At 37.8% G+C, this 25,626-nt stretch carries 14 protein-coding genes, 1 tRNA gene and 7 pseudogenes; 11 read left to right on the plus strand and 11 right to left on the minus strand.

All coding sequences use genetic code 11. The features are described from left to right. Positions 1-1,141 precede the first annotated feature (1,141 nt). Positions 1,142-4,237 (minus strand): ribonuclease E, encoded by a 3,096-nt coding sequence (rne, locus tag BTN50_RS06635; protein ID WP_449240175.1) that lies wholly within the window; start codon positions 4,235-4,237, stop codon positions 1,142-1,144. A gap of 510 nt (positions 4,238-4,747) precedes the next feature. Here rne and rluC point away from each other — a divergent pair. From rluC to BTN50_RS06655, 4 genes and pseudogenes are all read left to right on the plus strand, one after another. Beyond that, positions 4,748-5,698 carry a 23S rRNA pseudouridine(955/2504/2580) synthase RluC gene (gene rluC / locus BTN50_RS06640; RefSeq protein WP_096619488.1) on the plus strand — a complete coding sequence of 317 codons (951 nt, stop codon included), beginning with the start codon at positions 4,748-4,750 and terminating at the stop codon, positions 5,696-5,698. A 117-nt stretch (positions 5,699-5,815) separates the two neighbouring features. Further along, positions 5,816-6,365 (plus strand): annotated as a pseudogene (locus tag BTN50_RS06645) (IS5 family transposase); the annotation flags it as partial. A gap of 508 nt (positions 6,366-6,873) precedes the next feature. Continuing rightward, positions 6,874-6,964, plus strand: a tRNA-Ser gene (locus tag BTN50_RS06650). Positions 6,965-7,185: 221 nt separating this feature from the next. Beyond that, entirely contained in the window at positions 7,186-8,508 is a 1,323-nt protein-coding gene (locus BTN50_RS06655; protein WP_096619489.1) for a DEAD/DEAH box helicase, read from the plus strand. Between the two features lie 352 nt (positions 8,509-8,860). On the opposite strand, the pseudogene BTN50_RS06660 reads toward BTN50_RS06655, so the two are convergent. Next, positions 8,861-8,995 (minus strand): annotated as a pseudogene (locus tag BTN50_RS06660) (transposase); the annotation flags it as partial. 289 nt (positions 8,996-9,284) lie between these two features. On the opposite strand from BTN50_RS06660, the gene BTN50_RS10190 reads away from it, so the two are divergent. Continuing rightward, positions 9,285-9,461: a hypothetical protein gene (locus BTN50_RS10190; protein WP_161492978.1), complete on the plus strand. Its 177-nt coding sequence runs from the start codon at positions 9,285-9,287 to the stop codon at positions 9,459-9,461. Between the two features lie 296 nt (positions 9,462-9,757). Here BTN50_RS10190 and BTN50_RS06665 read toward each other — a convergent pair whose 3' ends face one another. Further along, on the minus strand, positions 9,758-11,272 hold the full coding sequence (locus BTN50_RS06665) for a fumarate hydratase (RefSeq protein ID WP_096619490.1): 1,515 nt from the start codon (positions 11,270-11,272) through the stop codon (positions 9,758-9,760). An 86-nt stretch (positions 11,273-11,358) separates the two neighbouring features. Continuing rightward, positions 11,359-11,502 carry an IS1 family transposase gene (locus BTN50_RS12400; RefSeq protein ID WP_096619554.1) on the minus strand — a complete coding sequence of 48 codons (144 nt, stop codon included), beginning with the start codon at positions 11,500-11,502 and terminating at the stop codon, positions 11,359-11,361. An 830-nt stretch (positions 11,503-12,332) separates the two neighbouring features. Here BTN50_RS12400 and BTN50_RS06675 point away from each other — a divergent pair. After that, positions 12,333-13,270 (plus strand): annotated as a pseudogene (locus BTN50_RS06675) (IS5 family transposase). Between the two features lie 330 nt (positions 13,271-13,600). Here BTN50_RS06675 and kdsB read toward each other — a convergent pair. From kdsB to BTN50_RS10195, 5 genes are all read right to left on the minus strand, one after another. Beyond that, positions 13,601-14,353: a 3-deoxy-manno-octulosonate cytidylyltransferase gene (gene kdsB, locus BTN50_RS06680; RefSeq protein WP_096619491.1), complete on the minus strand. Its 753-nt coding sequence runs from the start codon at positions 14,351-14,353 to the stop codon at positions 13,601-13,603. Further along, positions 14,350-14,532, minus strand: coding sequence for a Trm112 family protein (locus BTN50_RS06685; RefSeq protein WP_096619492.1), 183 nt, complete (start codon positions 14,530-14,532; stop codon positions 14,350-14,352). Before BTN50_RS06685 ends, kdsB begins: the two co-directional genes overlap by 4 nt. Beyond that, a complete protein-coding gene (gene lpxK, locus BTN50_RS06690) occupies positions 14,513-15,544 on the minus strand; it encodes a tetraacyldisaccharide 4'-kinase (protein WP_096619493.1) in 1,032 nt (343 codons plus the stop codon). The genes BTN50_RS06685 and lpxK overlap by 20 nt, the downstream gene beginning before the upstream one ends. Positions 15,545-15,547: 3 nt before the next feature. Continuing rightward, positions 15,548-17,302 (minus strand): lipid A ABC transporter ATP-binding protein/permease MsbA, encoded by a 1,755-nt coding sequence (gene msbA, locus BTN50_RS06695; RefSeq protein ID WP_096619494.1) that lies wholly within the window; start codon positions 17,300-17,302, stop codon positions 15,548-15,550. A gap of 163 nt (positions 17,303-17,465) precedes the next feature. After that, positions 17,466-17,606, minus strand: a complete 141-nt coding sequence (locus tag BTN50_RS10195; protein ID WP_161492979.1) for a hypothetical protein — start codon at positions 17,604-17,606, stop codon at positions 17,466-17,468. A 111-nt stretch (positions 17,607-17,717) separates the two neighbouring features. Here BTN50_RS10195 and BTN50_RS06700 point away from each other — a divergent pair. Together BTN50_RS06700 and BTN50_RS06705 are read left to right on the plus strand one after the other, a co-directional pair. Beyond that, positions 17,718-18,340 (plus strand): annotated as a pseudogene (locus BTN50_RS06700) (transposase). A gap of 172 nt (positions 18,341-18,512) precedes the next feature. After that, the gene (locus BTN50_RS06705; protein WP_096619495.1) at positions 18,513-18,884 is read left to right on the plus strand and encodes a hypothetical protein; all 372 of its coding nucleotides are present in this window, start codon (positions 18,513-18,515) and stop codon (positions 18,882-18,884) included. 389 nt (positions 18,885-19,273) lie between these two features. On the opposite strand, the pseudogene BTN50_RS11370 reads toward BTN50_RS06705, so the two are convergent. Then, positions 19,274-20,107 (minus strand): annotated as a pseudogene (locus tag BTN50_RS11370) (IS5 family transposase); the annotation flags it as partial. 488 nt (positions 20,108-20,595) lie between these two features. Between BTN50_RS11370 and rluB the strand changes: the two are divergent. Then, positions 20,596-21,639, plus strand: a complete 1,044-nt coding sequence (gene rluB / locus BTN50_RS06715) for a 23S rRNA pseudouridine(2605) synthase RluB (protein ID WP_096619496.1) — start codon at positions 20,596-20,598, stop codon at positions 21,637-21,639. 82 nt (positions 21,640-21,721) lie between these two features. Here rluB and BTN50_RS11375 read toward each other — a convergent pair. Then, a pseudogene (locus BTN50_RS11375) lies at positions 21,722-22,586 on the minus strand (IS5 family transposase). Between the two features lie 426 nt (positions 22,587-23,012). On the opposite strand from BTN50_RS11375, the pseudogene BTN50_RS06725 reads away from it, so the two are divergent. Together BTN50_RS06725 and BTN50_RS06730 are read left to right on the plus strand one after the other, a co-directional pair. After that, positions 23,013-23,795 (plus strand): annotated as a pseudogene (locus BTN50_RS06725) (transposase). A gap of 736 nt (positions 23,796-24,531) precedes the next feature. Next, the coding region (locus BTN50_RS06730) for an immunoglobulin-like domain-containing protein (protein WP_335582444.1) at positions 24,532-25,626 on the plus strand (1,095 nt) is incomplete at its 3' end.

Raw genomic sequence — 25,626 nt, forward strand, 5'->3', positions numbered from 1 at the left:
AATTTCAGCATAATCAACTATTAGATGCTCGCTTGTATTTTAGGTATATCTAACTCTGCCAGCTCATTGAACGCCTTTATTATTACGTAAGTTTCGTTAATCTGGGCATTGTAATACCTTAGACTCAACGTGCCTCTAAGTAGTTTTTTGACTCAGAACATTGCTGTGTCTGATCGGGAACATTTATGGTAACTATACTTTGCTTTTTAATGCTGATTTGAACTGTATAACTGCTGTTAATAAACTGTTAAATTACGCGGATAACTTCGATCCTCAAAAATGTGTTCTTTCTTGATGATATGAATGCAATCACTTGTTTAATATAAAGTGTTTCATGATACTAATTTGTGTCGTAAGTATGATCATTTGATATATTATTGATTCTACAGTGGTTTTATTTGGACAAATTAAATCGCACTTCACTGTCAACCACATCCAATGAATTTAACCCAGTAGAAATTATTTTATACGTATTTATATCTATTTTTAAATTTAACTCACGCCAGACTCACTGTTTTTCCTCAGGGTATGCTTTTTTACTTGTTGCTCGCTTTTGCCGTTTATTTTCTTTTTCGTAGCACCAATGAATAAGTGCTGAATAGTTCCTTTAGTTTCGTTTTGAATACGATGTTCATCGTTTTGACTCGTTTACTAATGCATTAAGAATGAGAGCATAACAACGGCAGTTGAGTAAGTTTATAAACACCATTAAAAAATTTTGTAGACTTCTCAACGGCATTGTAAATACACTTTTTTCCAGGAAAACCATTTGTTATGGTTCCGTCGCTAGATAAAAGAAATCTCTCCCTAGATTACTCGGCTTGCTAAGTTTACTTATGGCCTAAATGTTTCAGTAAACTTAGCCTGTTCGGAGCGTAGCTCTATGGTGTTGGCCTCTGATTTAGAAAGCAAAGCGCAAACTAAGAGAGATAGCTATCCATTAACTCATCGGTTCTATATTGTTCTCGATTGAATGGGATATAACCAAAGTAACTTCGTCAAGAATGCCGGCCCTTTAACATCTCGAATAAATGAAAAGTTGTAATACCTCAAATCAATATCTTCAAGTTGGTTGCGTATATTACGTTAGGTTCAATCTGATGAATGTGTAACTAAAAAAGCGATTATATGCATTATTATTTTATTTTAATTGGAACTTCGGCTTCGTGGCTTGTGCTGTAGAACGGTTAGTTGCTGTTTCACTACCTGCTTGTTTTGACTGTTTTTGTGCAATACGAAAGTCAGCAATACCTATCTGAATTGGCGAACTGTTTTTTGTTTCCGGTGTCGGTACTTTTATCATTGGAGACATTGCACAGTGAAGGTTAATCATCAGTTTTTTTATAGATTTAGTTGTTTCAACAGCTGTGATATTGTTCACTTCAACCATTTTTTTTATGCTCTCTTCTTCAGATAGTATTGCATCTATAGAATCAGTAACTGTAGTTGTTGTTACCTTAACGGAAGCAACATTCATGACTGATGTAATTTTTTTAATATGTGATACTGAATCGGTTACAGTTATGGGCAGGTTTTTTTTCAATATTTCTGCGCCTTCTGATTTTGTTTTTTGTTCTAAAATCATTGGTACTTGTCGTTGAGGTACTATTGTACTCATTACCGTTTTTGGAGAAGCTATACCACCAAGCAATGGTGCTAATACAACTGCACTAGTATGTACTGGTGAACCTGTTACTATATCTTGAGTTACCATAGGTGCTTTGATTGCAGTTTTAGAAGACCACACCTTCCCCATTGCAATTTCTGGCGAAGCAACCCCAGATTTCAAGACAACTTTGTTCCGTTTTTCAACAATAGAAATGGATGCATCCAGTATGTTCAATTGTTCAAGTTCTTGTTCAGTAAACTCAGCTTCGTTTTCATTTCGATAGTTACGGCGGCGATGCTGTCCGCTTGCACGAATATGGCGAGGAAAGCGGCGGTTGTGGCGCTTCTCATCACGTTGTTCTGCATTATTTGATGCTGCGATTATATTGCGCACATCAGTTTGTTTTGTTTGTTCTTTTACTACTACTGTGACCGCGTTTTGAAGTGGCTTCATTGATGGTTTATCTTGTTCTTGAGAAGCATCGCCTATGCGAATTTTTTTGTTGAGCTGGTGTTGCTGGCGGCGTTCATTCACTTTTTTTGTCATTTCTACAATTTCTTGTTGTGCGATTAGTGCAGGTACGTCTTCTTTAACTGAGCTGGCAATTGGCGCTTGTGAAAAGCGTTGTTCTATATTTTTAGTAAGGTTATGATTCTGCTTTTTGGTATGCTTTTCCTGATGTTCAAAATCAGCACTATGTTCGGTGCTCTTATTAGTGTTTCCAATGTTACGTTCAGTAGACTCAGTACGGTTTTTACTACGGTGTAGTTTGTGCTCTCCATGTCCCGGTGTCTGATCGTTATCGTTTCGTTGGTTATTATTGCGTGAGTTATGGCGAGTACGCACTTGTGAGTGTTTGTGATCGCAATGATTATGTGTCTCTTGTTTTGGCTCTGTTACTTTTTTTTTCACAAAATGTGCTGTAAAAAGACCAGAAACGAACGATACTAAGCAAAATTTTACTGATTTTTTCACGGTAGACTTAACCGTTGGTGTAAAAGATTCTGGTACAGGAGATGTAGGGGTGGTAAAGCCTTGTAGTGCAGGTTCTTCACGTTTCTTAGTAATACGTTCAGTCGGTGCGTCTTCCTTGCTTTCGGCTTCACGAAGCGCTTCTAATTTTTGGGGCAATTGGTAAGATAATGTGGTGTTTGTATCACCGCTACGGACACGCAATACATCAAAATGAGGTGTTTCCATGTCTGAATTTGGAACAATGACAACATAAACGTTATGGTATTTTTCTACGTATTGAATAGAACGCCGTTTTTCGTTTAATAAGTAAGATGCTACTGGTACTGGAACGATTGCCATTACTTGTGAAGTGTTCTCTTTCAGTGCTTCTTCTTCGATAAGGCGAAGAATAGAAAGTGACAGAGATTCATTATCACGAATAACGCCTGTGCCTGTACAACGTGGACAAATGTGATGGCTCGCTTCTGCTAGAGATGGGCTTAAACGTTGACGAGACATTTCTAACAAACCAAAGCGAGAAATTCGACCGATTTGCACGCGAGCCCGATCCATGCGAACGACTTCACGAAGGCGGTTTTCCACTTCGCGTTGGTGACGGACTGGTGTCATATCGATGAAGTCGATAACAACTAAACCTCCAAGATCACGAAGGCGCAATTGGCGAGAAATTTCATCAGCAGCTTCTAGATTAGTTTGAAGAGCTGTTTCTTCGATATCAGAACCTTTAGTAGCACGGGCTGAATTAATATCTATGGAGGTAAGTGCTTCTGTAGGATCGATAACAACCGAGCCACCTGATGGTAGACGTACTTCGCGTTGAAATGCCGACTCAATCTGACTTTCGATTTGGTAGTGGCTGAAGAGAGGTACTTCACCTTCATAACGTTTGATGCGCTGCAAAAAGTCAGGACGAGTCGCTTGAATACGCTTACAAGCTTGATTGAAGATAGTTTCACTATCGATGAGTATTTCACCGATATCGCGGCGAAGGTAATCACGAAATGCACGCGCAATAACGTCACTTTCTTGATAAATTAGGAAAGGACTATTTTGCGATTCGCCAGCGCTTAAAATGCGCTCCCAATTATTGAGTAGATAATTTAAGTCCCATTCAAGTTCTTCTGCAGATTTACCGACGCCAGCAGTCCGAACAATGAGACCCATGCCTTGTGGCAGTTTAAGATCAGACATTGCTTCTTTTAGTTGGCTGCGTTCTTCACCTTCAATGCGTCGTGAAATACCACCAGCACGAGGATTATTAGGCATCAATACAAGATAACTTCCTGCAAGAGAGATAAATGTTGTTAAGGCTGCACCTTTATTACCGCGTTCTTCTTTATCTACCTGAATAACTACTTCCTGTCCTTCCTTTAACACATCTTTAATGTTAGGACGACCTTGGTAACTGTAATTAGCAGGGAAGCACTCGCGAGCAATTTCTTTAAGAGGAAGGAAACCATTACGTTCAGAACCGTAATCTACAAAAGCAGCTTCAAGACTTGGCTCAATACGTGTGATACGTCCTCTATAAATGTTGGCTTTCTTCGATTCATGGCCAGGGCTTTCGATGTCTAGATCGTATAATCGTTGCCCATCAACCAATGCGACGCGCAACTCTTCTTTTTGAGTTGCGTTGATCAACATTCTTTTCATATTAATTTTTCTCGATTATTTATCATTGTTATTAGTTGTCGGATACGAGACAAAAAAACGCAATACTGCCAGATCCCGAGTCTGACATTAATGCAACCTCACGGAAGGAGAATCAGGGACACTCTAGGGCACTATTTATTAACCAACTGACACTGAGTTTAAAAATTTATTCAGCTTATTCAGTTGATTCTCCATCATAAATAGCAGTCGTCTCTGTGACACTGGTTATTCTCCAGTTATGCCAACAAACTAACGGGCGCTTTATGCCTCATGTCTTAAGCCAATTGCAGCATGATTAAAACTAGTTGAACTTTCATCGGAATTAAAATCACTAAGTAGTGCCGTGAATGATCAATGTGTCTTGGATAAAACAGTATATATATTCTATATGATGGTTTTTTCACCGTAGTGTGTAAAAAAACTACAAAATTTTCTATAATAATAATATTACTATAGCAGGGACATTTTTTTGCAGCAAATTACTTTAATATAATGTAATATATATATCCTATGAATAAAGAGAAATTTAAAGTACAATTCATTGAAATTTTTGATGATATTGCTGGCCAACGGCTAGATAATTTTCTTAAAAATAAACTTAAAAATGTTCCTAAAAGTAGGATCTATCGCATTCTCCGTAAAGGTGAAATTAGAGTAAATAAAAAACGAGTAAAACCAGAGTATAAACTTAAAGAAGGAGATTTAATCCGGCTCCCACCGATTATGGTTCCTGAAGCAGCTCAAATTAAGGTGTCTAGTATCAAATTAGATCGTGTTGCTGAGCTAGAAAATTGCGTGATTTATGAAGACGATTACATGTTGATTCTTAATAAACCCTCAGGAACAGCTGTGCACGGAGGGAGTGGGCTGCATTTTGGTGTAATTGAGGCGATGCGTGCACTTCGTCCTGCTGCTCGTTTTCTTGAGTTGGTCCATCGCATTGATCGAGATACATCAGGAATTTTATTGATCGCGAAGAAACGTTCTGCACTTCTCCATCTTCAAGCACAGTTTCGTGAAAAATTGGTACAAAAATATTATTTTGCATTGGTAATGGGAAACTGGCAACCCACTTTTCGCAAGGTGGCGGCTCCATTATTAAAAAATGCAGTGAACAGTCTTGTGCGTGTTAACCAGAATGGTAAGCCTGCTGAAACTCACTTTAAAATTCTGGAAAATTTTGAACAAGCGACCCTTGTTCAAGCGAGTCCAATTACTGGTCGTACGCATCAAATACGCGTACATGCCCAGTATGTAGGTCATCCGTTGGCATGGGATGATAAATATGGAGACCTGCGTTTTGATGCTTATACGAAAAAATTTGGGTTGAACCGTTTATTTCTTCATGCCGCAAATATTAAGTTTACTCATCCTGAAACAAAATTGCCAATGGATATTTCTGCAATGATGGTTAAACAACTAGAACATACATTAGAAAGATTACGCGAGTTTATTTCCTAAATAAAGGAACGAAATTATTAACCTGAGCTCTAAACAGCAAGGTTCATTTAAATATTGAGATTTCTGCATAAGCTTTGTTACAAAATAACTAATCGGAAATAGTATAACTAAGCTTGAATCAATCATGGCTCACTAATATTCTGGATTGTTGAAGCAGCCATTCAGCTATGGGATTAAACCAAGCAGAGTAATCATGGAGACTTTGTTTTTTTAACAATTTAGCTATCACGGTGGCTCTCATGGTTAAACGTGTATTTCCAGCGTCATTGAGAGTCTGCAAGGATTAATGAATTTTGTCTTGAAGCTTGCTTAATTGCTGTTGTCATTCCCTCATCATTCATGCATTAGCAAACGAGTCAAAATGATTGACGTTGCGTTCAAGATTAAGTTTAAAAAAACTATTTATCATTTAGTTATTAATTCTACGGGCTTAAAGTTTACGGTGAAGGAGAATGGAAAGTCAAAAAGCATGGTACTGGCAAAAAATAGTGAGTCTGGCATAAGCTGCATTTAGCGGTAAATATAAAAATGCATGAAATCATTGCTTCTGAATTAAGTGCATCAAATATGACTGATGGTGAAGTGTTGCTTAACTTGTTCAAACAGACCCGTCGAAAAATTAATGAAATATCAGCCTCATGGTGCTTACAACATGAGACAATGTTATTGAACCGTTTGTATCAAACGAGTGGCTCCATTCATCCTATTAAGAACAGGAGCAATTTTTTAAAAATGAAATCATCTGCGTAATTTATCAGTCAGTTACTAGAAGTCATATGAGTTTAATTAGCCTTGAAAAACGTCGTATGGTTATCGGAAACGTTTTCTATCAAAAGCGGCAGTGTTTTGAATTAAAAACTACTGGAAAGAACGCTGTACATAAGCAAGTACACTGCTTAAAATAACGAAACCTACGGCATGATAAAAGTGTTAAATAAGCTGACAGCTTAGGTATATTTATAACGAAAGCAAGCGGTTAATAGTGAATTGTGTTGGTATTTGCTATCTGCACTCGAATTAGGAAACAAAGTCTAAAATAAGCATGTGGGTGCGCTGGAGTTATGTATTTTTAATTTAATAACTAATTATCGTTCAAAAACGCAGCGGTTGAAGGGCCTTCCTTGAATTAACGCTTTACAACACGGCGTCTGCTTATTAATATGTGTTCTACTCATGGAGAGATGGCTGAGTGGTTGAAAGCACTGGTCTTGAAAACCGGCGTGCGTTTATAGCGCACCTAGGGTTCAAATCCCTATCTCTCCACCACATTCAAAAAAGTCCGTGGACTCTTGATAAAAGAGCATACGGGCTTTTTTGTTTCTGCTCATTTTTAAGCAGCGAATGGCGATAAGTATTCAAACATGATGATAGAAGGATATGAGAGGTTAATATAAAAAGCTTCTTCAGGATGTATGTTCCGAACTATAGTGGACACAGTGATTCTTTTCCTCCAAAAATACTGTGTTATTTAACTGAGAATAAAATTTATGAGCTTCACCTCGTTAGGTCTCTCTGCTCCAATCCTCAAAGCTATTCATGAACAGGGTTATGACACGCCGTCGCTAATCCAAGCGAAAGCGATCCCCGTTGTTCTAGAAGGTAAAGATGTAATGGCAATAGCCCAAACTGGGACAGGAAAAACTGCAGGTTTTACGCTTCCAATTTTGGAGCGTTTAAGTGCAGGTCAACGTGTCAAGAATAACTATGTGCGTGCGTTGATTTTGGCACCGACACGAGAACTTGTTGCACAAATTAATGAAAGTTTAATAAAATATGGTCGTTATCTAAACGTCAGTTCTTGCGCCGTTTTCGGTGGTGTGAAGATTAACCCACAATTACTACGTCTTCGCAAAGGTAGCGATATTTTAGTTGCGACCCCTGGCCGCCTACTAGATCTTTATAACCAAAATGCAGTGAAGTTCTCGCAATTAGAAGTACTGGTACTTGATGAAGCAGATCGCATGCTGGATATGGGTTTTATTCGTGATATTCGTAAAGTTCTTGCTGTGTTGCCGAAGCAACGTCAAAATTTACTGTTTTCTGCGACTTTTACTGATGCAATTCGCGAATTAACAAAAGGTTTAGTAAATCATTTAATTGAAATTTTTGTTACGCCACATGATCTTACCGCACAAACGGTTGAACAAAGTATCTATCCAGTCGACAAGCACCAAAAAGCTCCAGTGTTGGTGCGATTGATAAAAGAAGGTAATTGGCGCCAGGTGTTGGTATTTAACCGCACTAAGCATGGTGCCAACAAGCTTGCGCATTACCTTAATGAAAAAGGTATCAGCGCTGTTCCTATGCATGGCAACAAGAGTCAGGGTGCACGCACTAAAGCTTTGGCTGATTTCAAAGCAGGTGCAGTCCGTGTTTTAGTTGCTACTGATATTGCTGCTCGAGGCATTGATATTCCCCAGCTACAACAAGTTATTAATTTTGATTTACCAAACGTGTCTGAAGATTATGTCCATCGCATCGGTCGTACAGGACGTGCAGGCGAAACTGGTAAAGCAATTTCATTGGTATGTGCAGATGAAGCGGCTGAATTGTTTGATATTGAGCGTTTGATTCAACAAGTGTTAACACGCATTGAAATGGAAGGATTCAAGCCAAGCAATCGATTAATGGCTTCTTGCCTAGACTTGCGACCAACCCGGTCTAAGAAACCAAAGGCTGTAGATTCTGGCAGTCAACGCTCTGGTGAAAATATGCGTCATTATAAGCCGTCAAAAAGTAAAACTTCACGTTATTTAGGAGGTAAGAGTCATAAAAGTGGTAATGGTATTTGTGGAAATAACGCTAATTGAAGTACGAATGCGACAAAAAGTGGTGGCGTATGCAACGGTAATTAACGCTTTAATGCTGGCGCAGGAGAGTCTGCACCTTGCCATTAGCACCATTTTGCACTTAAAGGTTATGAGTAGCGCCAATACTATATCCAGTTTATGAATTATAGAAAGTTGCAGTATAAATATGTTTAGATTTTTTTATCCAGTTGCATATTCAGTGTTATATTTTCAGTAGCTTTTCCTATTACTTGATAGTTCCAAAGTAATAGTAGTATGAAATAATATTCATGATAGTGGTGAATTTTCAACCAAAACTATTTTGGAGTAGTAAATGGCTATGTTTCTTGATCCAAGTTCAGATAACAAATCCCAATGACATTGAAAATACGCGTTTAACCATGAGGAACATCGTAATGGTTAAGTTACTAAATAAACGAAGTCTCTCACGATTTTCCTGCTTTATTTGATGCCATAGCTGAATGGCTTCTTCAGTAATCCAGAATGTTTAAGTGAGCTTAACTGTTTTATAGTGTTGATTTAAAATTGAGTTTACGAATTTAGAAAATAAAGTCCTTTCGTTTTTAACGTTACGTTCAAGATGAAGAATAAAGGGAGCATCCAGCATTTAGTCATTGATTCTATCGAGCACGAAGCCTACGGTAAAGGATAATGGAAAGTAAAAAAGTATGGTACTGATGGAAAACGGCGAGTCTGGAATAAGTTACATTTAGTGGTAGATATCAAAATGCATGAAATCATTGATGCTCAGTTTAGTGTATCATATGTGGCTGACGGTGAAGTGCTATCTAGTGTGTTTAAACAGCCCTGTTGAAAAATCAATGAAATATCAGCCGATAGAGCTTATGACACTAGACAATACTGTAAAACCGCTGATATTAAGTAAGCGGTTCTACTCAGTCTACCAAGAAAAGGAGCAACTTTTTAAAAATTTAGTTATCCGTGTGATTTGATGGTAAGTTACTAGGAGTTATAAGATTCAAATAAGTTTTGTAAAATAAGGTATGGTTACCATAAACATCCTTTATCAGAGACGATGATATTTCTGGTCAAAAAATTACTGTGAGAGGAGATTAAATCTAAGGTCTGACAATACTCAGATTAGCGAAACCTACGCTATGATAAAAGCGTTCAATAAGCTGATAGGGTTAGATATGCCTAAAATAAAAGCGATTATTTAATAGTCAATCATACTGAGATTTGCTATCTGAACTTAAATTAGGAAATAGAATTTTGTTCAACAGACAATCTATTGTTCCATTTTAGAAATTTTTATTTTCCATGTATCTGGGCCGATTTGATGTGCATTGACGCCCCGTGAGTCAACAGCAACGGTAACTGGCATATTTTCTACCGTAAATTCGTAGATAGCTTCCATGCCTAAATCTTCGAATGCAACAACACGGGCTTTCTTGATTGCTTTCGCAACAAGATAAGCCGCGCCGCCTACTGCCATTAGGTAAACTGCTTTGTGTTTTTTAATGGATGCTACTGTTGCTGGGCCGCGTTCAGCTTTACCGATCATGCCTATCAGACCTATATCATTCAACATCATATCAGTAAATTTATCCATACGAGTTGACGTTGTGGGGCCTGCTGGACCAACAATTTCATCACCTACTGCATTAACTGGACCTACATAATAAATAAAGCGACCATTCAGATCAACACCTTTTGGCAGGCCTTCGCCGTTATTCAATCTTTCTTGAATGCGTTTGTGTGCTGCGTCGCGACCAGTAAAGATCTTGCCAGAAAGCAGCACTGTTTCACCGGTTTTCCATTCTTGTATGTCATTTTTCGTTATCACATCCAAGTTCACATAGCGGGCATTATTTCCCACTTCCCACGTTACTTCAGGCCACTCATCCTGTTTCGGTGGTTGAAGGTTGGCTGGTCCTGAACCATCAAGCGTGAAGTGAATGTGGCGTGTTGCTGCACAATTAGGAATCAAACAAACAGGTTTCGATGCTGCATGCGTTGGTGCTGTTTTAATTTTTACATCAACAACCGTGGTTAAACCGCCAAGGCCTTGTGCGCCAATACCGAGCTTGTTTACACGGTTAAAAATGTCTAACCGCAATTCTTCTTCTGCATTTTGTGGGCCACGATCAATAAGCTCTTGAATATCTATGTGTTCCATCAGCGATTCTTTCGCCAGTATAGCTGCTTTTTCAGCCGTTCCACCAATGCCTATTCCTAGTATACCCGGTGGGCACCAACCTGCACCCATGGTTTGTAGGGTTTCCTCTACCCATGCCGCCACATCATCCGACGGATTTAGCATTACCATTTTGGTTTTGTTTTCTGAACCACCGCCTTTGGCAGCGATTTGAACTCCTATCGCATTGCCAGGTACTAAGTTAATGTGGACAACCGCTGGCGTGTTGTCTTTTGTGTTCGTTCTTTTTCCTGCAGGATCTGCAACTATAGATGCACGAAGTGGATTATTTGGGTTATTATAGGCACGACGAACACCCTCATCCACCATTTGCTGCACTGTCAGATCACTTTCCCACTGAACGTTCATTCCAATATTCACAAAACAGGTAACAATACCAGTGTCTTGGCAGATAGGGCGCTTGCCTTCTGCTGACATACGAGAGTTGATCAATATTTGGGCAATAGCATCTTTTGCTGCTTGATTCTGCTCTTTATTATATGCCTTCTCAAGTGCTTTAATAAAATCAAGTGGATGATAGTAAGAAATATACTGTAGTGCGTCAGCGATACTGTCGATGACATCTTCTTTACGGATAACAGTCATAATTGCCTCTGTTATTATAATAAATCCCATGGTGCCGTTTGTCAGTTGTATTTACAAGCCACACAGTTATGTATTTAATAAAGCGATTATGATTCAAAGGTAAGACGTATATTTAATGAATCAATTATTTTACCGTATATTTTCGTTGATTTGGAGTATCCAACTGTTTTTCGGTTGAATCTTTGTAAACTTCTACGGAAGGTTAAATTTTTCCTTAATGAAGTGTGTATAGAACTTGTCTAGCACATGTCTATCTTGGGTAGGATGTGTGTTATTTCCTCATTTGAGCGTAGATCGAGGTGATAACATGGTTAGCTATGAAATGACCGCTAAATTACCCGGATGACATCATTTTTTAAAAGCTATGCTCTCTATTAATGGGATGAATGGAACCATTTATTTAACACTATCGCTATACATCTCATTGATACTTCAGTGAGTCTGTTTGAGCAAGTTAAGCCGTGCTTCACCCCCCAATTACATTCGTTGAATTTAACTTAGCAGCAATGATCTCATGGGGATTTATCTCTATTGCTAAATGTAATTTGCATAAAATTAGATATTTCCCATTAGTCGTATATTTTTTATTTTATATACGCTTTTACCGTAGACTTTGAGCCCAGTAGAATCAATGCTCAGTCTTGTTTATTTCCTTAGTCTTCGTCTGGAACGTGACGTGAGTTATTCTGATTTGCTTACTGACACGAGAATAATGAATCCATACAAATGACAGTTGAGCAAGCTCGAAAACAGGATTAATGAATCCTTCTAGACCCCCCTCAATGACTGGTCTTATTTCCTAATTCGAGTTCAAATAGTCAATTTCAACATGATTCACTATGAGACCATCGCTTTCGTGTTAGACATAGGCTAGCCCTGTTAGCTTATTTAATACTTTTACCATGTGTAGGCTTCGCTAATCTGAGTACTCTGATCCTTTAGGATGAATGGCTTCCCAGTAGTTTGTTGATTCTAAACCCTGCCGTTTTTGATAGGCTTTGTTTCTTAAATCAGGGAACTAAATTATCAATTTACGTTCTAAACAGTTAGTCTCATTTAAATGTTCAATTCTCTGAATAAGCTTAGTTACAAAACAACCAATGGGAAACAATATAATCAAGCTTTAATGAATTGTGGTGCACTAACATTATGGATTGATGAAGAAGCCATTCAGCTATGGAATTAAACTAAGCAGAGTAATCGTGGAAGACCCCTCGTGTATTTAGTGGCTTAGCCATTACGATGGCTTTCATGGTTAAATGAGCATTTCCATTACCGTTGAGAGTCTGCAACGGTTCATTAATTTTGTTTTCAAGCTTGTTTAACTGCCGTTGTCATGTCTTTACTATTCATGCATTAGAAAGTAAGCCAAAATGGTAAATGTTGCGTTGAAAACGAAGACTAAAGAAATTGTTTAGCGTGCTTAGCTATTGATTTGATGGGGTTCAAAGTCTACGTGAGGGAGCAAGGAAAGTAAAAAAAATCATGGTACTAATGGGAAACGACGAGTCTGGTATAAGTGACATTTAATGGTAGATATAAATACGCATGAAATCATTGCAGCTGAGTTAAATGCATTAGATATGACTGACAGTGTAGTGCGACCTAACTTGCTCAAACAGATCTGCCGAGGCACTAATGCAATATCAGACGATGAAGCTTATGACACGAGACAATGTTACGCGACCGTTTGAGTGAAAAAATCGGTTCCAATCATCCCACCAAGAAAAGGAGTAACTTCTTGAAAACAAGGTTATCCGCGTTATTTAGCGGTTCGTTACCAAAAGTTATATGATGCCAATCAACATTAAAAAATGAGGTATGGTTGCCATAAACATTTCCTATAAAAGGTGGTAATGTTGCAAGTTCAAAAGTTACTAGGAGGAACATTGAGCCTAAGCGATCATAATGCTAAAATTAGCGAAACCTATGGCATGATAAAAGTGTGTAAATATGCTGATAGGGTTAGGTATGTTTAAAATGAAAACGATCGTTTAATAATTCACCATAGATGCTTCAGCCGGTCTGTGTGAGCAAGTTCGGTAACACTGCACCGTCACTGTTTCCAATTGATTGTTTTGTAGCGAAGCTTGCCTATAAATCTAAATATTTAGGTGAAACTAGTAGTTTATAATATAGATTAATAATTTAGTCCTCTAATTTAGAAAATATAGTCTATCTTAAATTGAGTATTTTCGGTACCATCATGCATTAGAGATATGGTTAATTTACTAGTGGGCTCATCGAGCATTGATTTTAACTAAAGAAGTTGATCATGAAGATGGCTAGGTTTGATGAGTAAGCGCTTATGCAGCGCTGAGGTTCAATTTACGACTCTGCAACGAGTTTTCTAACCAGTTCAAGATCTTCCGCCGTATCAACACCTGCCGGAGGTGCTTCAATCGCGGTATCAACGTGAATTTTTTCTCCATACCAAAGCACGCGAAGTTGCTCCAAACATTCGATGTGTTCAATCGGGCTTGGCGGCCAGTGAATGTAGGTATTGATGAACCCTGCACGATAACTATAAATGCCAATATGACGTTTTAAATTATGGTGTATTTTTGTTGGGACTTTTGTTAAATGATCATGTTCCCAAGGAATAGCAGCGCGGCTGAAATATAGTGCATAACTATCTTTATCTGTGACGACTTTCACTGTATTAGGGTTAAAGATCTCACTGGTGTGATAGATGTTCACCGCAAGTGTGGCCATTGGCGCAGCACTACGCTCTAAGTTTTCAGCGACCTGGTGAATAGTATTCGGTGGAAGCAGTGGTTCATCACCTTGAACATTTACGACGATTTCATCGGTAGTTAAATTGTATTTTTTTATTACTTCAGCAAGGCGTTGAGTGCCAGATTGATGATATGGGCTAGTCAGACACACTTCACCACCAAATGTTTTTACAGCATCAACGATGCGCTGATCGTCTGTTGCGACGATCACTTTTTCTGCACCAGATTTAATCGATTGTTCGTAAACCAACTGCACCATTGGTTTGCCTCCTATATCCACCAACGGTTTTGCAGGTAAACGACTGGATTTATAGCGAGCAGGTATGACGACCGTGAACCTCATGATTTCACTTCTTCCGATAATATTTCTCGTGCTTCCGTGGTTAGCATAACTGGGATACCATCATGAATCGGATAAGCCAAACGGTCAAATTTACACACAAGTTCACTATCTCCTATATTGTAACTCAACTTTCCTTTACACGCTGGGCATGCAATGATGTCAAGCAGTCGGTGATCCATATTCATCCTTCACTTTCTTAATGGTTCTTAGTATATTGTTGGTATCATCTTGACAGATAAAAGCATCAACAGGAAGATACCACCAATTTTCGCTATTTAGGTTACCTACGAGCATATGACGACACTTTACGGCATCTTTTTCTGTCATGATTAAGTGTTGCCCTTTCTCAGATAATTCAGATATTTTTTTAAATGAAAATGTTTTGTGATCCGCAAACGGTTCGCAGTGAACTGGGGTGACACCCAATGAAAATAGTGTATTAAAAAATTGCTGTGGGTTACCAATGCCTGCCATTGCTACCGTATTTTTCAATGAGCGAGCAGGAACATGCTTTCCTGTTTTTAAGTTAACAAACTCTCTCGGTGTCAAGCTCATTTGGACTTCGCCTTGTAACGCATGACCACCGTTACACACTACAAAATCAACGCTTGCTAGTCGGTCTGTTTGCTCTCTGAGCGGGCCATATGGTATGTAATGTGTGTTGCCGAATCGGCGCTCGCCATCGATGACCACGAATTCTATATCTCTCGCCAATTTATAGTGTTGAAGACCATCATCAGTAATAATGATATCAACACCCAAAGGTAACAATGCTTTTACAGCATCACTACGGACAGGTGAAATGGCAACAGGAACCTGCATACGCTGATAAATCAGCACAGGTTCATCACCTGCTTTTTTTGTGGTTGTCATTGCATTAAGCACAAATGGATAGCGATCAGAAGTTCCTTTATAACCACGCGATACTACACCTGGCGACATGCCTAACGCTTTGAGTTGCTCAACTAACCAAATAACGATTGGTGTTTTTCCATTACCACCCACGGTGATATTACCCACTACAATCACTGGGACTGGTGCGCGATAAACATTATTTTTACCGTTGATATAATCTAAACGATGTTTTCTAGCAATCGCACCAAATACTTTGCTTAGTGGCCACAAAAGTGGAGCGCTAAGAAATCTTAGAGGATGATTATCAAACCAAATTTTTTCTATCCATCCCGCCAAGGTTTACTCTCCAAGTTGAATGCGATATAATTGTGCGTAAGCACCATCTTTCGCCATTAGTGTTGAATGATTACCCCTCTCAATAATATCACCTTCATCAATAACGAGAATTTCATCTGCATTTTCAATGGTCGATAATCGATGTGCAATAATTAAAACGGTACGATTTTTTTGAAGTTTATCCAGCGCTGCTTGAATTGTTCGCTCAGATTCAGTATCCAGCGCCGATGTGGCTTCATCTAAAATAAGGATAGGAGCATCACGTAGCAACGCACGTGCTATCGCAATACGCTGGCATTGCCCCCCCGATAAATTGACGCCATTTTCGCCAATTATAGTATCAAATCCATGCGTCATCTCGCGCACGAAATAGGCAGCATAAGATAGCTCTGCAGCATGCTCTATTTGCTCACGAGTATATTTATCTTTCGCAGCATACGCAATATTGTTCGCAATTGTGTCATTAAACAAATGAACATTTTGCGAAACGATAGCCACGTGGTTACGCAAGTTAGTCAAGGTATAATCTTCAATGCGAACACCATCAATAGTGATGTCACCACTGTCAATATCATAGAAACGAGTCAACAAGTTTGCAATGGTACTTTTACCAGAGCCAGAACGGCCAACTAGTGCTAATGTTTTGCCTGCTGGCAAATCGAAACTAACATTGTTCAGTGCTGGAGTGTCTTTGTTTGGATAGGTAAATACTACATTATTGACGGTTAAATTCCCTTTTATACGCTTGACACTGTGCTCACCATTGTCTTGTTCAGTTTCCATGGCCATCAGCTCAAAGAGGCTGTTACAAGCTGCCATACCCCGTTGAAACTGTGAAATCACATTGGTTAATGCTTTCAACGGACGCATCAAACTAAACATGGCACCAAATACAACCGCAAATGTACCAGCGGTTAACTCAGAACGGATTGACTCGGTGTTTGCTAGCATAAGAACAGCCACCAAAGCAAAAGACGCAATGAGTTGGATCACAGGGTTTGCGATTGCCTGAGCAGACACAAGCTTCATGGTTTGTTGTCGCATGCTATTGCTAACGTTTTCGAAACGTATTTTTTCTACTTTTTGACCACAAAAGCTAAGAACAATTTTATGACCTTTTAGCATTTGTTCCGCTGAAGAGGTAACAGAACCCATGGCTTCTTGCATGTTCGAGGAAATTTTACGAAAGCGTTTCGACACGAAGCCGATGACCCAAGCCACAACTGGGACGATAACCGATAAAATAGCGGAAAGCTGCCAACTATAGTAAAACATGAGGGTCATCAAACCGATGATCGATGCACCTTCACGCACCAAACTGACTAATGCACCACTAGTTGCATTCGCAACTTGCTCAGAGTCGTAGGTAATACGAGAAAGCAATGCGCCTGAAGATTCTTTATTAAAGAAACTCACTGGCATTTTCATGAAGTGGTTAAACATGTGGCGACGCATTATCATAACTACTTTGCCTGAAACCCATGATAAACTATACGTAGAAACAAAACTAGACGCACCGCGTACCAACATTAAAATGACGAGGTAAATAGGTATCATTTTAAGAAAATTACTATCCACGCTATTGTAAGTAAATCCTTCATCGAGAAGCGGTTTGATCATCGACAGCATTAAGGTGTCACTTGCCGCATTAATGATCAGAGCGATGACGGCAACCACTAAGCCAGTTTTATAACTAGCAATAAATGGCCACAGTTTTGTGAACGTATCCCACGTGGTTCTATATTGGTATATTGTCATTTGAATTGCTTATATTACGGCAAGTAACAAGCATTCTACTCTTTTCTTTGAGGTGCTCAAAACATCTTACGGCATTCAAAAGGTTTAATATCATATCTTGGGTTAAGGACTGAATTGATTTATTGATTCGAGCTCAGATAGTAAATTTCAACATGATCCACTATTAGACAATTTCTTTCGTGTTAGGCATACTTAGTCTTACCAGTTCATTTAATGCTTTTATTATGGTGCAGGTTTCACTAATCTGAATTATGTGATTCCTGAGGCTCAATATCTCTTTCAGTAGTTTTTTGACTCGAGTCATTGCTGTCTCTGCTAGGATGCGTTTATAGTAACCGGCTTTATTTTTCAAATAAAGGAACTAAATTTTCAGTCAATATTCTAAACAGTTAGGTTCACTTAAATATTCAGTTCTATGAACAATCTTCGTTACACAATCACTAATTGGAAGCAGTGTAATCAATCGTGTCTCACTAACATTCTGTATTGATGAGGGAGCTATTCAACTATTGAACCAAATTAAGCGAGGTAATCATGAAAAATTTTATTTATTTAGCGATTTAACCATTACGACGAGCCTCATGGATAGGTGCGTATGTTCAATGTTATTGAGAGGCTTACAAGGGTTCATTAATTCTGTTTTTAAGTTTTTTCAACTACCATTTTCATGCCCCCACTATTGATGCATTAGCAAACGATCCAAAAGGATTAACGTTACGTTCAAAATGAAGAATAAAGGAAGCATCCAGCACTCACCCCACTAAGAAAAGAAGCAATTTTTAAAAACGAAGTTATCTACGTATTTTAGCGGCCCGTTACCAGAAGTAATACGGTTCAAATAAAAATAAAAAAATGAGGTATGGTTACCATCAACATTACTTATTAAAGACGGTAATGTTGCGAGTCAAAAAACTACTGGGAGGGACAGTGAGCCTCAAGGGTTACAATGCCTAGATTGGTGAAACCCTCGCAAAGATAAAAGCGTTAAACAAGTTGACAGGACTAAATATGCCTAAAGCGAAACCGACCGTTGAATAGTTTATTATGTTGGGATCTGCTATCTGGGTTAAGATTAGGAAACATAGTTTTCGTGCATTGAAGTTTACAAAAAGTAACTATTTAGTATTGTTTAGTATGGAAAAATTGATGTCAACATATCAGCGAGAGCGTAAACTAATCCTAAAATTCAGGTGGGAGTAGGAGAATAATCATGTTACATGAAACAAAAACAATGGAAGTGCCATTAGCAATTGCTGACAAAGTGCGGACATTAATTAAGGCTTATGAAGCCAAAGAAACATTTAAAGCTGAGCGTAAGATTGTGGTCTATAATTTGATTTCTATGGATAATCTTAGTTGTGAAATAGCAGTTTATAGTTTACCTCAGGAGGAACTGCTCGATACTCTTAGGTTTGTGTACGAACTTTCTGGTACTAATAGTCGATTTATTACCAAAATCCTTGCTGAATCCCGAAAAAACCCTAAAAAAATTCTATCCGATGCTCACAGAACATCAGCAAAGAGTTTATTGTTTAATTTGATTAATAAACCTTCTGTGATTTCAGCGCTGAGAGAAAATTAATATTTAAATGCAAGTCACCTATTACAATGTTTGCATGATTATTCCTGCGCTCAGTTTGCGTAGTGTTCCACGTACAGTGTGTGAATAATCAATAAGGATAATCCACCTGTATTACTTTTATGACGCCTTTATCTATTTTTAGCTAAAAAAAGCGATTATACAATAAAAATATATTTATAATGATAGGAAAAATTTAATTTCTTAATGAGTTAAAACCATACTATACATGGTGAAAGTTTGAGACATGTATAGTATAGATTAATTATATTTACCGTTGAGATTAAATTAGTTTTTTTAACAAACTAAGGGCTGTATTTTTTAAGGCTAGTTAAAATAGCAAATTTCAACGTGATTAACGCTTTTATTACGGCGTAAATCTTGTTAATTTAAGCATCATGATCTCTGAAACTTAATTTTTCTCCAAGTAGTTCTTTGACTCAAAATATTACCGTTCCTGATAGGGAATGTTTATGATAACCAGACCTCGTTTTTCAATGCTGCTTGGAGCCGTGTAACTTCTGGTAACTGACTGCTAAATTATGCAGATGACTTCGCTTTCCAAAAGTCGCTCCTTTTCTTGGTGGTATGGGTGGAATTGCTCGTTTAATACGAACGATTTCGTAATATTGTTTAGCGTCATAAGCACCATTCGCTGATATTTCATTGGCTTTCGGTGGATCGGCTTTAGTAAGCTAAGCAGTACTTCACCGTCAGCCACATTTGGTGCACTTAACTCAGCAGTAATTATTTGATGCGTGTTTATATCTACCGCTAAATGTAGCTTGCATCAAATTTGCCGTTCCCCACCAGTACCATGCTTTTTTACTTTCCATTCTTCTTCACCGTAGACTTTGAGTTTGTAGAATCAAGGATTAAGTGCTCTATGCTTCCTTTATCCTTAGTCTTGAACGTGGCGTTAACCGTTTTAGTTCGCTTGCTAATGCATCAATAGTGAGGGCATGACATTAGTAGTTAAGAAGTTTGAAAGTAGAATTAATGAATCCTTTCAGATCTATTAATGGCATTGAAAATACGCATTTAACCATGAGGGCCATCATAATGGCTAAGTAGCTAAATCAACGGGGTCTTCCATGATTATCGTGCTTAGTTTGATTCCATAGCTGAATAGCTTTTTCATTAATCCAGAATATTAGTAAGCCGCGATTGATTAAGGTTTGATTATGCTGCTTCCAGTTAGTTATTTTGTAGAAACACTTGTTCATAAACCGAAAAATTTAAGTGAGCCTAGTTGTTTAAAGCGTGATTAGCAAGTTAGTTCCCTGATTTAGGAAATAAAATCGATTACCATAACGTTTCCTAACAGAGACAGTAATGGCTCAATCCAAAAAACTACTCTAAAGGACATTGAGCCAGAGGGATTATAATGCTCAGATTGACGAAACTTACGCCATGATAAAGTATTAAGTACACTGAGAGGGTTAGATATGCCTATAATGAAAGTGAGCATCAAATAATGAACTATGTTGGGACTTGCTGTTTGAATTCGAATTAGGAAATAAAGCTTGAAGGTGAGGCTAGAATTTTTTTATTATGGTACAGGTGATAGTGCTTCATTATAATAAGCTTTAACATAGTGAAAAAATATAGCGTATAAAGGGTTATTTTAACATAATACATGTTAAATGAGATTTCATTTGAAGCCTTTTTCACAATATTGGCGCCTGTGAAGGCGACAGTAAGGTATATGTAAATGAGCGAAAAATTACAAAAAGTATTAGCCCGTGCCGGCCTTGGTTCACGTCGTGAAATTGAAACCATGATTCAAGCTGGTCGTGTCAGTGTTAATGGTACGGCTGCGAAACTGGGTAATCGCCTAGATAGTTTAAGCAAAAACATTTGTATTGATGGATACACGGTGAAAGTTGCTGTACCTTCTGAAATTATGTGTCGTGTATTGGTATATAATAAACCAGAAGGTGAACTGTGTACACGTAGCGACCCACAAGGCCGTCGAACAGTGTTTGATCGTCTTCCGCGTATAAAGGGTGCCCGCTGGGTTGCTGTAGGTCGTTTGGATGCTAATACATCAGGTCTTATGTTTTTCACCACAGATGGTGAATTGGCTAACCGTTTAATGCATCCAAGCTGTCAAGTGCAACGTGAATACATGGTGCGTGTGTTTGGTAAAGTGAATGAGATGATAATTAAAAATCTTGTTTGTGGCGTAGCACTTGAAGATGGAAAAGCTCGTTTTGAAGATGTTGTTTATGTTGGTGGCAAAGGCATGAATCACACATTTTATGTTGTTATTACTGAAGGTCGTAATCGTGAAGTTCGTCGTATGTGGGAATCTCAAGGTGTAACAGTAAGTCGCTTGAAACGTATTCGCTACGGAAATCTATATCTAAATAAAGAATTACCACGAGGCGGTTGGGTCGAGCTTGAACTGGCTGACGTTAACTATCTACGTGGACTGGTTAAAATGCTTCCAGAGCTCGAAACTATAATTACATCAAAAACGAAGAACCATAAAATTCATAGTCAAAAGATCCGTCGTGCGGTTTATAAACACGCAGAGCGTATTGATACAAGTGAACCCCACAAATATTATTCAGCGTATCGTGGTACTCAAGGAGAGCAAACTGTTGCACCTAGCAATCTTTTTCAAGATAAATTAGGTTATGGTAAGCTAAATCATGGTCAACTGGTACAAGGTAAACGTAGTGGTTGTGTTGTTAATTCAACTAAAAATCGTTTAGATAAGTCTTCATCTGGTAGATCACGTATTCGATAAGTTTATTGTAATTTAAAGGTAATACTTACGTTCGATCTTGCTACCTTATTCAAATCCAGATAGCACATCCTAACATAATTAACTATAAGATGATCACCTTCATTGAAGGGAAAGTTAATTTTACTAACGTATGTAATGCTTTCATCATCGCGTAAAGTTCGTCAATTTAGGCATGATAATTTTTTAGGTTCAATCTTCTTACCAGTAGTTTTTGACTCGAAACATTGCTTTCTCTGATAGGAAAGTTATGAGAACTATATTTGTTTTCCCGTGTTGGCTTGAACTTTATAATGGTTGGTAATTAACCGTTAAACTACGCGGATAATCTCGTTCCTAAAAAGTTGTTCTTTTGCTTGGTAGGATGATTGGAAGTGCTCGTTTAATACGAGTGGTTGCGTAACCTTATCTGGTATCGTAATCACCGTCGTCTGATATCTATGGATTCTTAGGCGAGTTTACTTGAGCAAGTTAGGTAGTGCTCTGCCATCAGTTGCATTTAGTGCGCTTAACTCAGCAGCAATGATTTTATGCGCATTGATCGTTACGGCTACATGTAACTTAAGCTAGACTAGCAGTTTCCTAGCAGTGCTATACTTGTTACTTTCCATGTGCGGCGCCCGTAGACTTCCAGTCCCGTGGAGTCAATGGTTAAGTGCAGGATGGTTCCTTTAGTATTCGTCTTGAATGCGACGTTAATCATTTTGGATCGTTTGTTAATGTATGAATAGTAAGAGCATAACAATAGCAGTTGAGCAAGTTTTAAATAAAATTAATGAATTTTTGCAAATTTTTTCGCGGCATTGAAAATACGCGTTTGACCATGAGAGCCGTCGTAATAGCTAAACCATTAAATAAACGAGGTTTCCTACGATTACCCGTCTTCACTTGATTCCATAGCTGAATAATTTTTTATCAATCTAAACTACTAGTGAGCTATGATTGATTATACTGTTTCCAGTTAATTGCTTTTAGTTAGTTGTTTTGTAGTAAAGCTTATTCATACCATAAATTAGCTTTGTTTCCTAATTCGAGTTCAGAGAGCAAATCTTAAGATGATTCACTATTAAATAATCGCTTTCATGTTATGCATATCTAGTTTTGTCAGCTTATTGAACGCTTTTATCATTACGTAGGTTTCGCTAATCTAAGCATTTTTATTCCTTAGGAGCAATGTCCCTCTCAGTAGTTTTTTGATTTAAATCATTGCTATTTTTGCTAGGGAACATTTATGGTAATCGGCTTAATGTCCTCCTTTAGGAAATTAAGTTTCCAATTAACACTGCTAAACAGCTAGGTTCATTTATTAAATATTCAGGTCTATGAATAAGCTTTGCTACAAAATAACTAACTGGAAGTAGTATAATCAAGTTTTCATAAATCGTGGTTCACGAACATTCTGGATTGATGAAGAAGCCATTTAACTATGGAATTAAACTAAGTAGGGTAAGCATAGGAAATCTCGTTTATTTAGCGACTTAACCGTCACGATGGTCCTCATGGTTAGACGAGTGTTTTCAATACCATTGAAAGGTCTACAAGAATGCATGATGTCTGTTTTTTAACCCTGCTTAACGGTCGTTGTCATGCCTACACTATTTATACATTAGCAAGCGAACTAAAATGGTTTACGTTATGTTCAAGATGAGAATTAAAGGAGCCTATCCCGCACTTAGTCATGGAGTTTACGGTGATAGCGCATGGAAGTAAAAAAACATGGAACTGATGGTAACGGAGAATTTGGTGTAAGTTATATTTAGTGGTAGAGATTAATACGTATGAAATCATTGCTGCTAAGTTAAGTGCATAAAATGTGACTGACGGCGAAGTACTACCTAACTTGTTTAAACCGCCCCGTTTAAAAGTCAATAAAACATTAGGCGATAGAGCTTACGATACCATTAGTATTAAACGAGCGGTTTTATTAATTTCATCAAAAAAGGAAGAACTTTTTAGAACGAGATTATCTGTATAATTTGGCGGTCAGTTACCATAAATGTCCCCTATCAGAGATGGTAATGTTTCGAGCCAAGCAACTTTTCGGGGGAATATTGAGTTTAAGGGAACATAATGCTTAGATTAGTGAAGTCCACGTCACGATAAAAGCGTTAAATAAACTGGCAGGGATAGGTACGCTTAACATGAAAGCGATTGTTTAATAGTGCATTATCTTGGGATTTATTATCTGAATCGAATTAGGAAACAAAACCTTGTAGACTGCTCAAGGGTACTGAAAATACTCGTTTGACTATTATAACTGTCATAATGGCTCAGTTACGAAATAAATGAGGTATTTCATGATGCTCCTGTTTAGTTTGGTTATATTGCTTCTCATTGGTTGTATTGCGGCGAAGTTTATTCATAGAGCTGAGTATCTAAGTGAATATAGTTATTTAAAATGTAGATTAATAGTTAGTTGCCTAGCTTAGAAAACAAAGTCCATTGGGTGTAATATGTACCACATTTATGCGGTCACATACTTGACTATCATGAATTTTATTATGGTTAACTTTAAATTTTATTTTTGATCATGAGTCAAAAATTTTTATCATATTACATGATTTATTTAATAAATTGAAAACATTAAATACTTGCTAGTATATGCGAAATTCCACTGAGCAAAAAAATAAATATATTATGTTAGGTCCACTTTAATGAATACATGACTATTAATTAAATATATGATCATAATTAAAATGCTTAGATTGTCAGTAAAAATAGTTATTTATCTAGACATTGCATTCTTAAAGTTATTTTATATATTTTATATACTCTTGATAAATTGTAATTTTACTATATTTTTTTAAATTAAATATTTTCAATTAGATTTTATTTTGCTTTATTAATACACTTATAAATAAAAATATAGAAACCGTCGAACGATAGGAGTATTACATGCCAAATTCAATTATTGGTAAATTGGCAGGAAATGCATATATCGTAAAGTCAGATGGTGCAATTAAAATTGCAAATACAAGTTCTGTGCTAGATGAAGGAGACATATTTATTTCATCTAAGTTTGGGCATGGAGCACAACTAAATACACATTTAACCAATGATGTTGACGGAAATACGATACAGATTCAAAAACAAGAGCGACTTACTAGCTTAGCACTGTCAGATGATATCTCTCAAATTTTGTTAGCATTGCAGGAAGGCGAAGACCCTACACAAATTGAAGGAACAGAGACTGCTGCTGGTGATATAAGTGCGAGTTCTTATATTGCGACTCAGTCAGCAATTCTATCTTCCAATGAACACGTCCAAATTGTCGCAGGATTTACAACCACCGCCCAAATTTTATCTGATTTACCGGTTACTCAGCGAGATTCGCTGAATCGTACCCTATTCGTTACTCTAGACAACCCTATTGTTTTATTAAGTGGCAACAATGTTATTATGGAAGGTCAGTCCGCTTTTTATACCATCACATTATCTAGAGCAATGAACATTGACACAACCATTAGTTTAATTGTTGTTCATAAAACGTCAGAGGAAGAGGATGTAATTCCTGTCACTCGAGAGGTTGTTATTCCTGCAGGCCAAACATCCGTCATATTCAGCATAAAAGTACTTGATGATATTTTCGACGAAAGGAATGACAATGATATATTTATTGTCTCTATTACTGATACTTTGGGCGGAGAGTTTGAACAACAGCCTGTCGCACGTAATGTTATTGAGACAGTAATCAATGACAGCATATTTACTGGCCCTAAGTTAACGTTAGTTGGTGACACTAATATTGATGAAGGTAATGCTGCTAATTACACTTTAGCACTTTCTGAAGCGCCAATATCCGATTTAACTGTAGATGTGGTCGTAGGCCATAAGACCTCAGAAGCTGGGGATGTAACATCAGTGATGCGCCAAGAAGTAATTACTGCGAATACCATGTCTACTTATTTCACCGTCGCAACTTTTGATGATAGTATCCTAGAAATTAACGATGAGGACGTGTTCGAGGTTTCAGTCTCCAGCACTTCTGGC

The organism is Candidatus Enterovibrio altilux (genome assembly GCF_002381345.1).
Lineage (GTDB): Bacteria > Pseudomonadota > Gammaproteobacteria > Enterobacterales > Vibrionaceae > Enterovibrio > Enterovibrio altilux.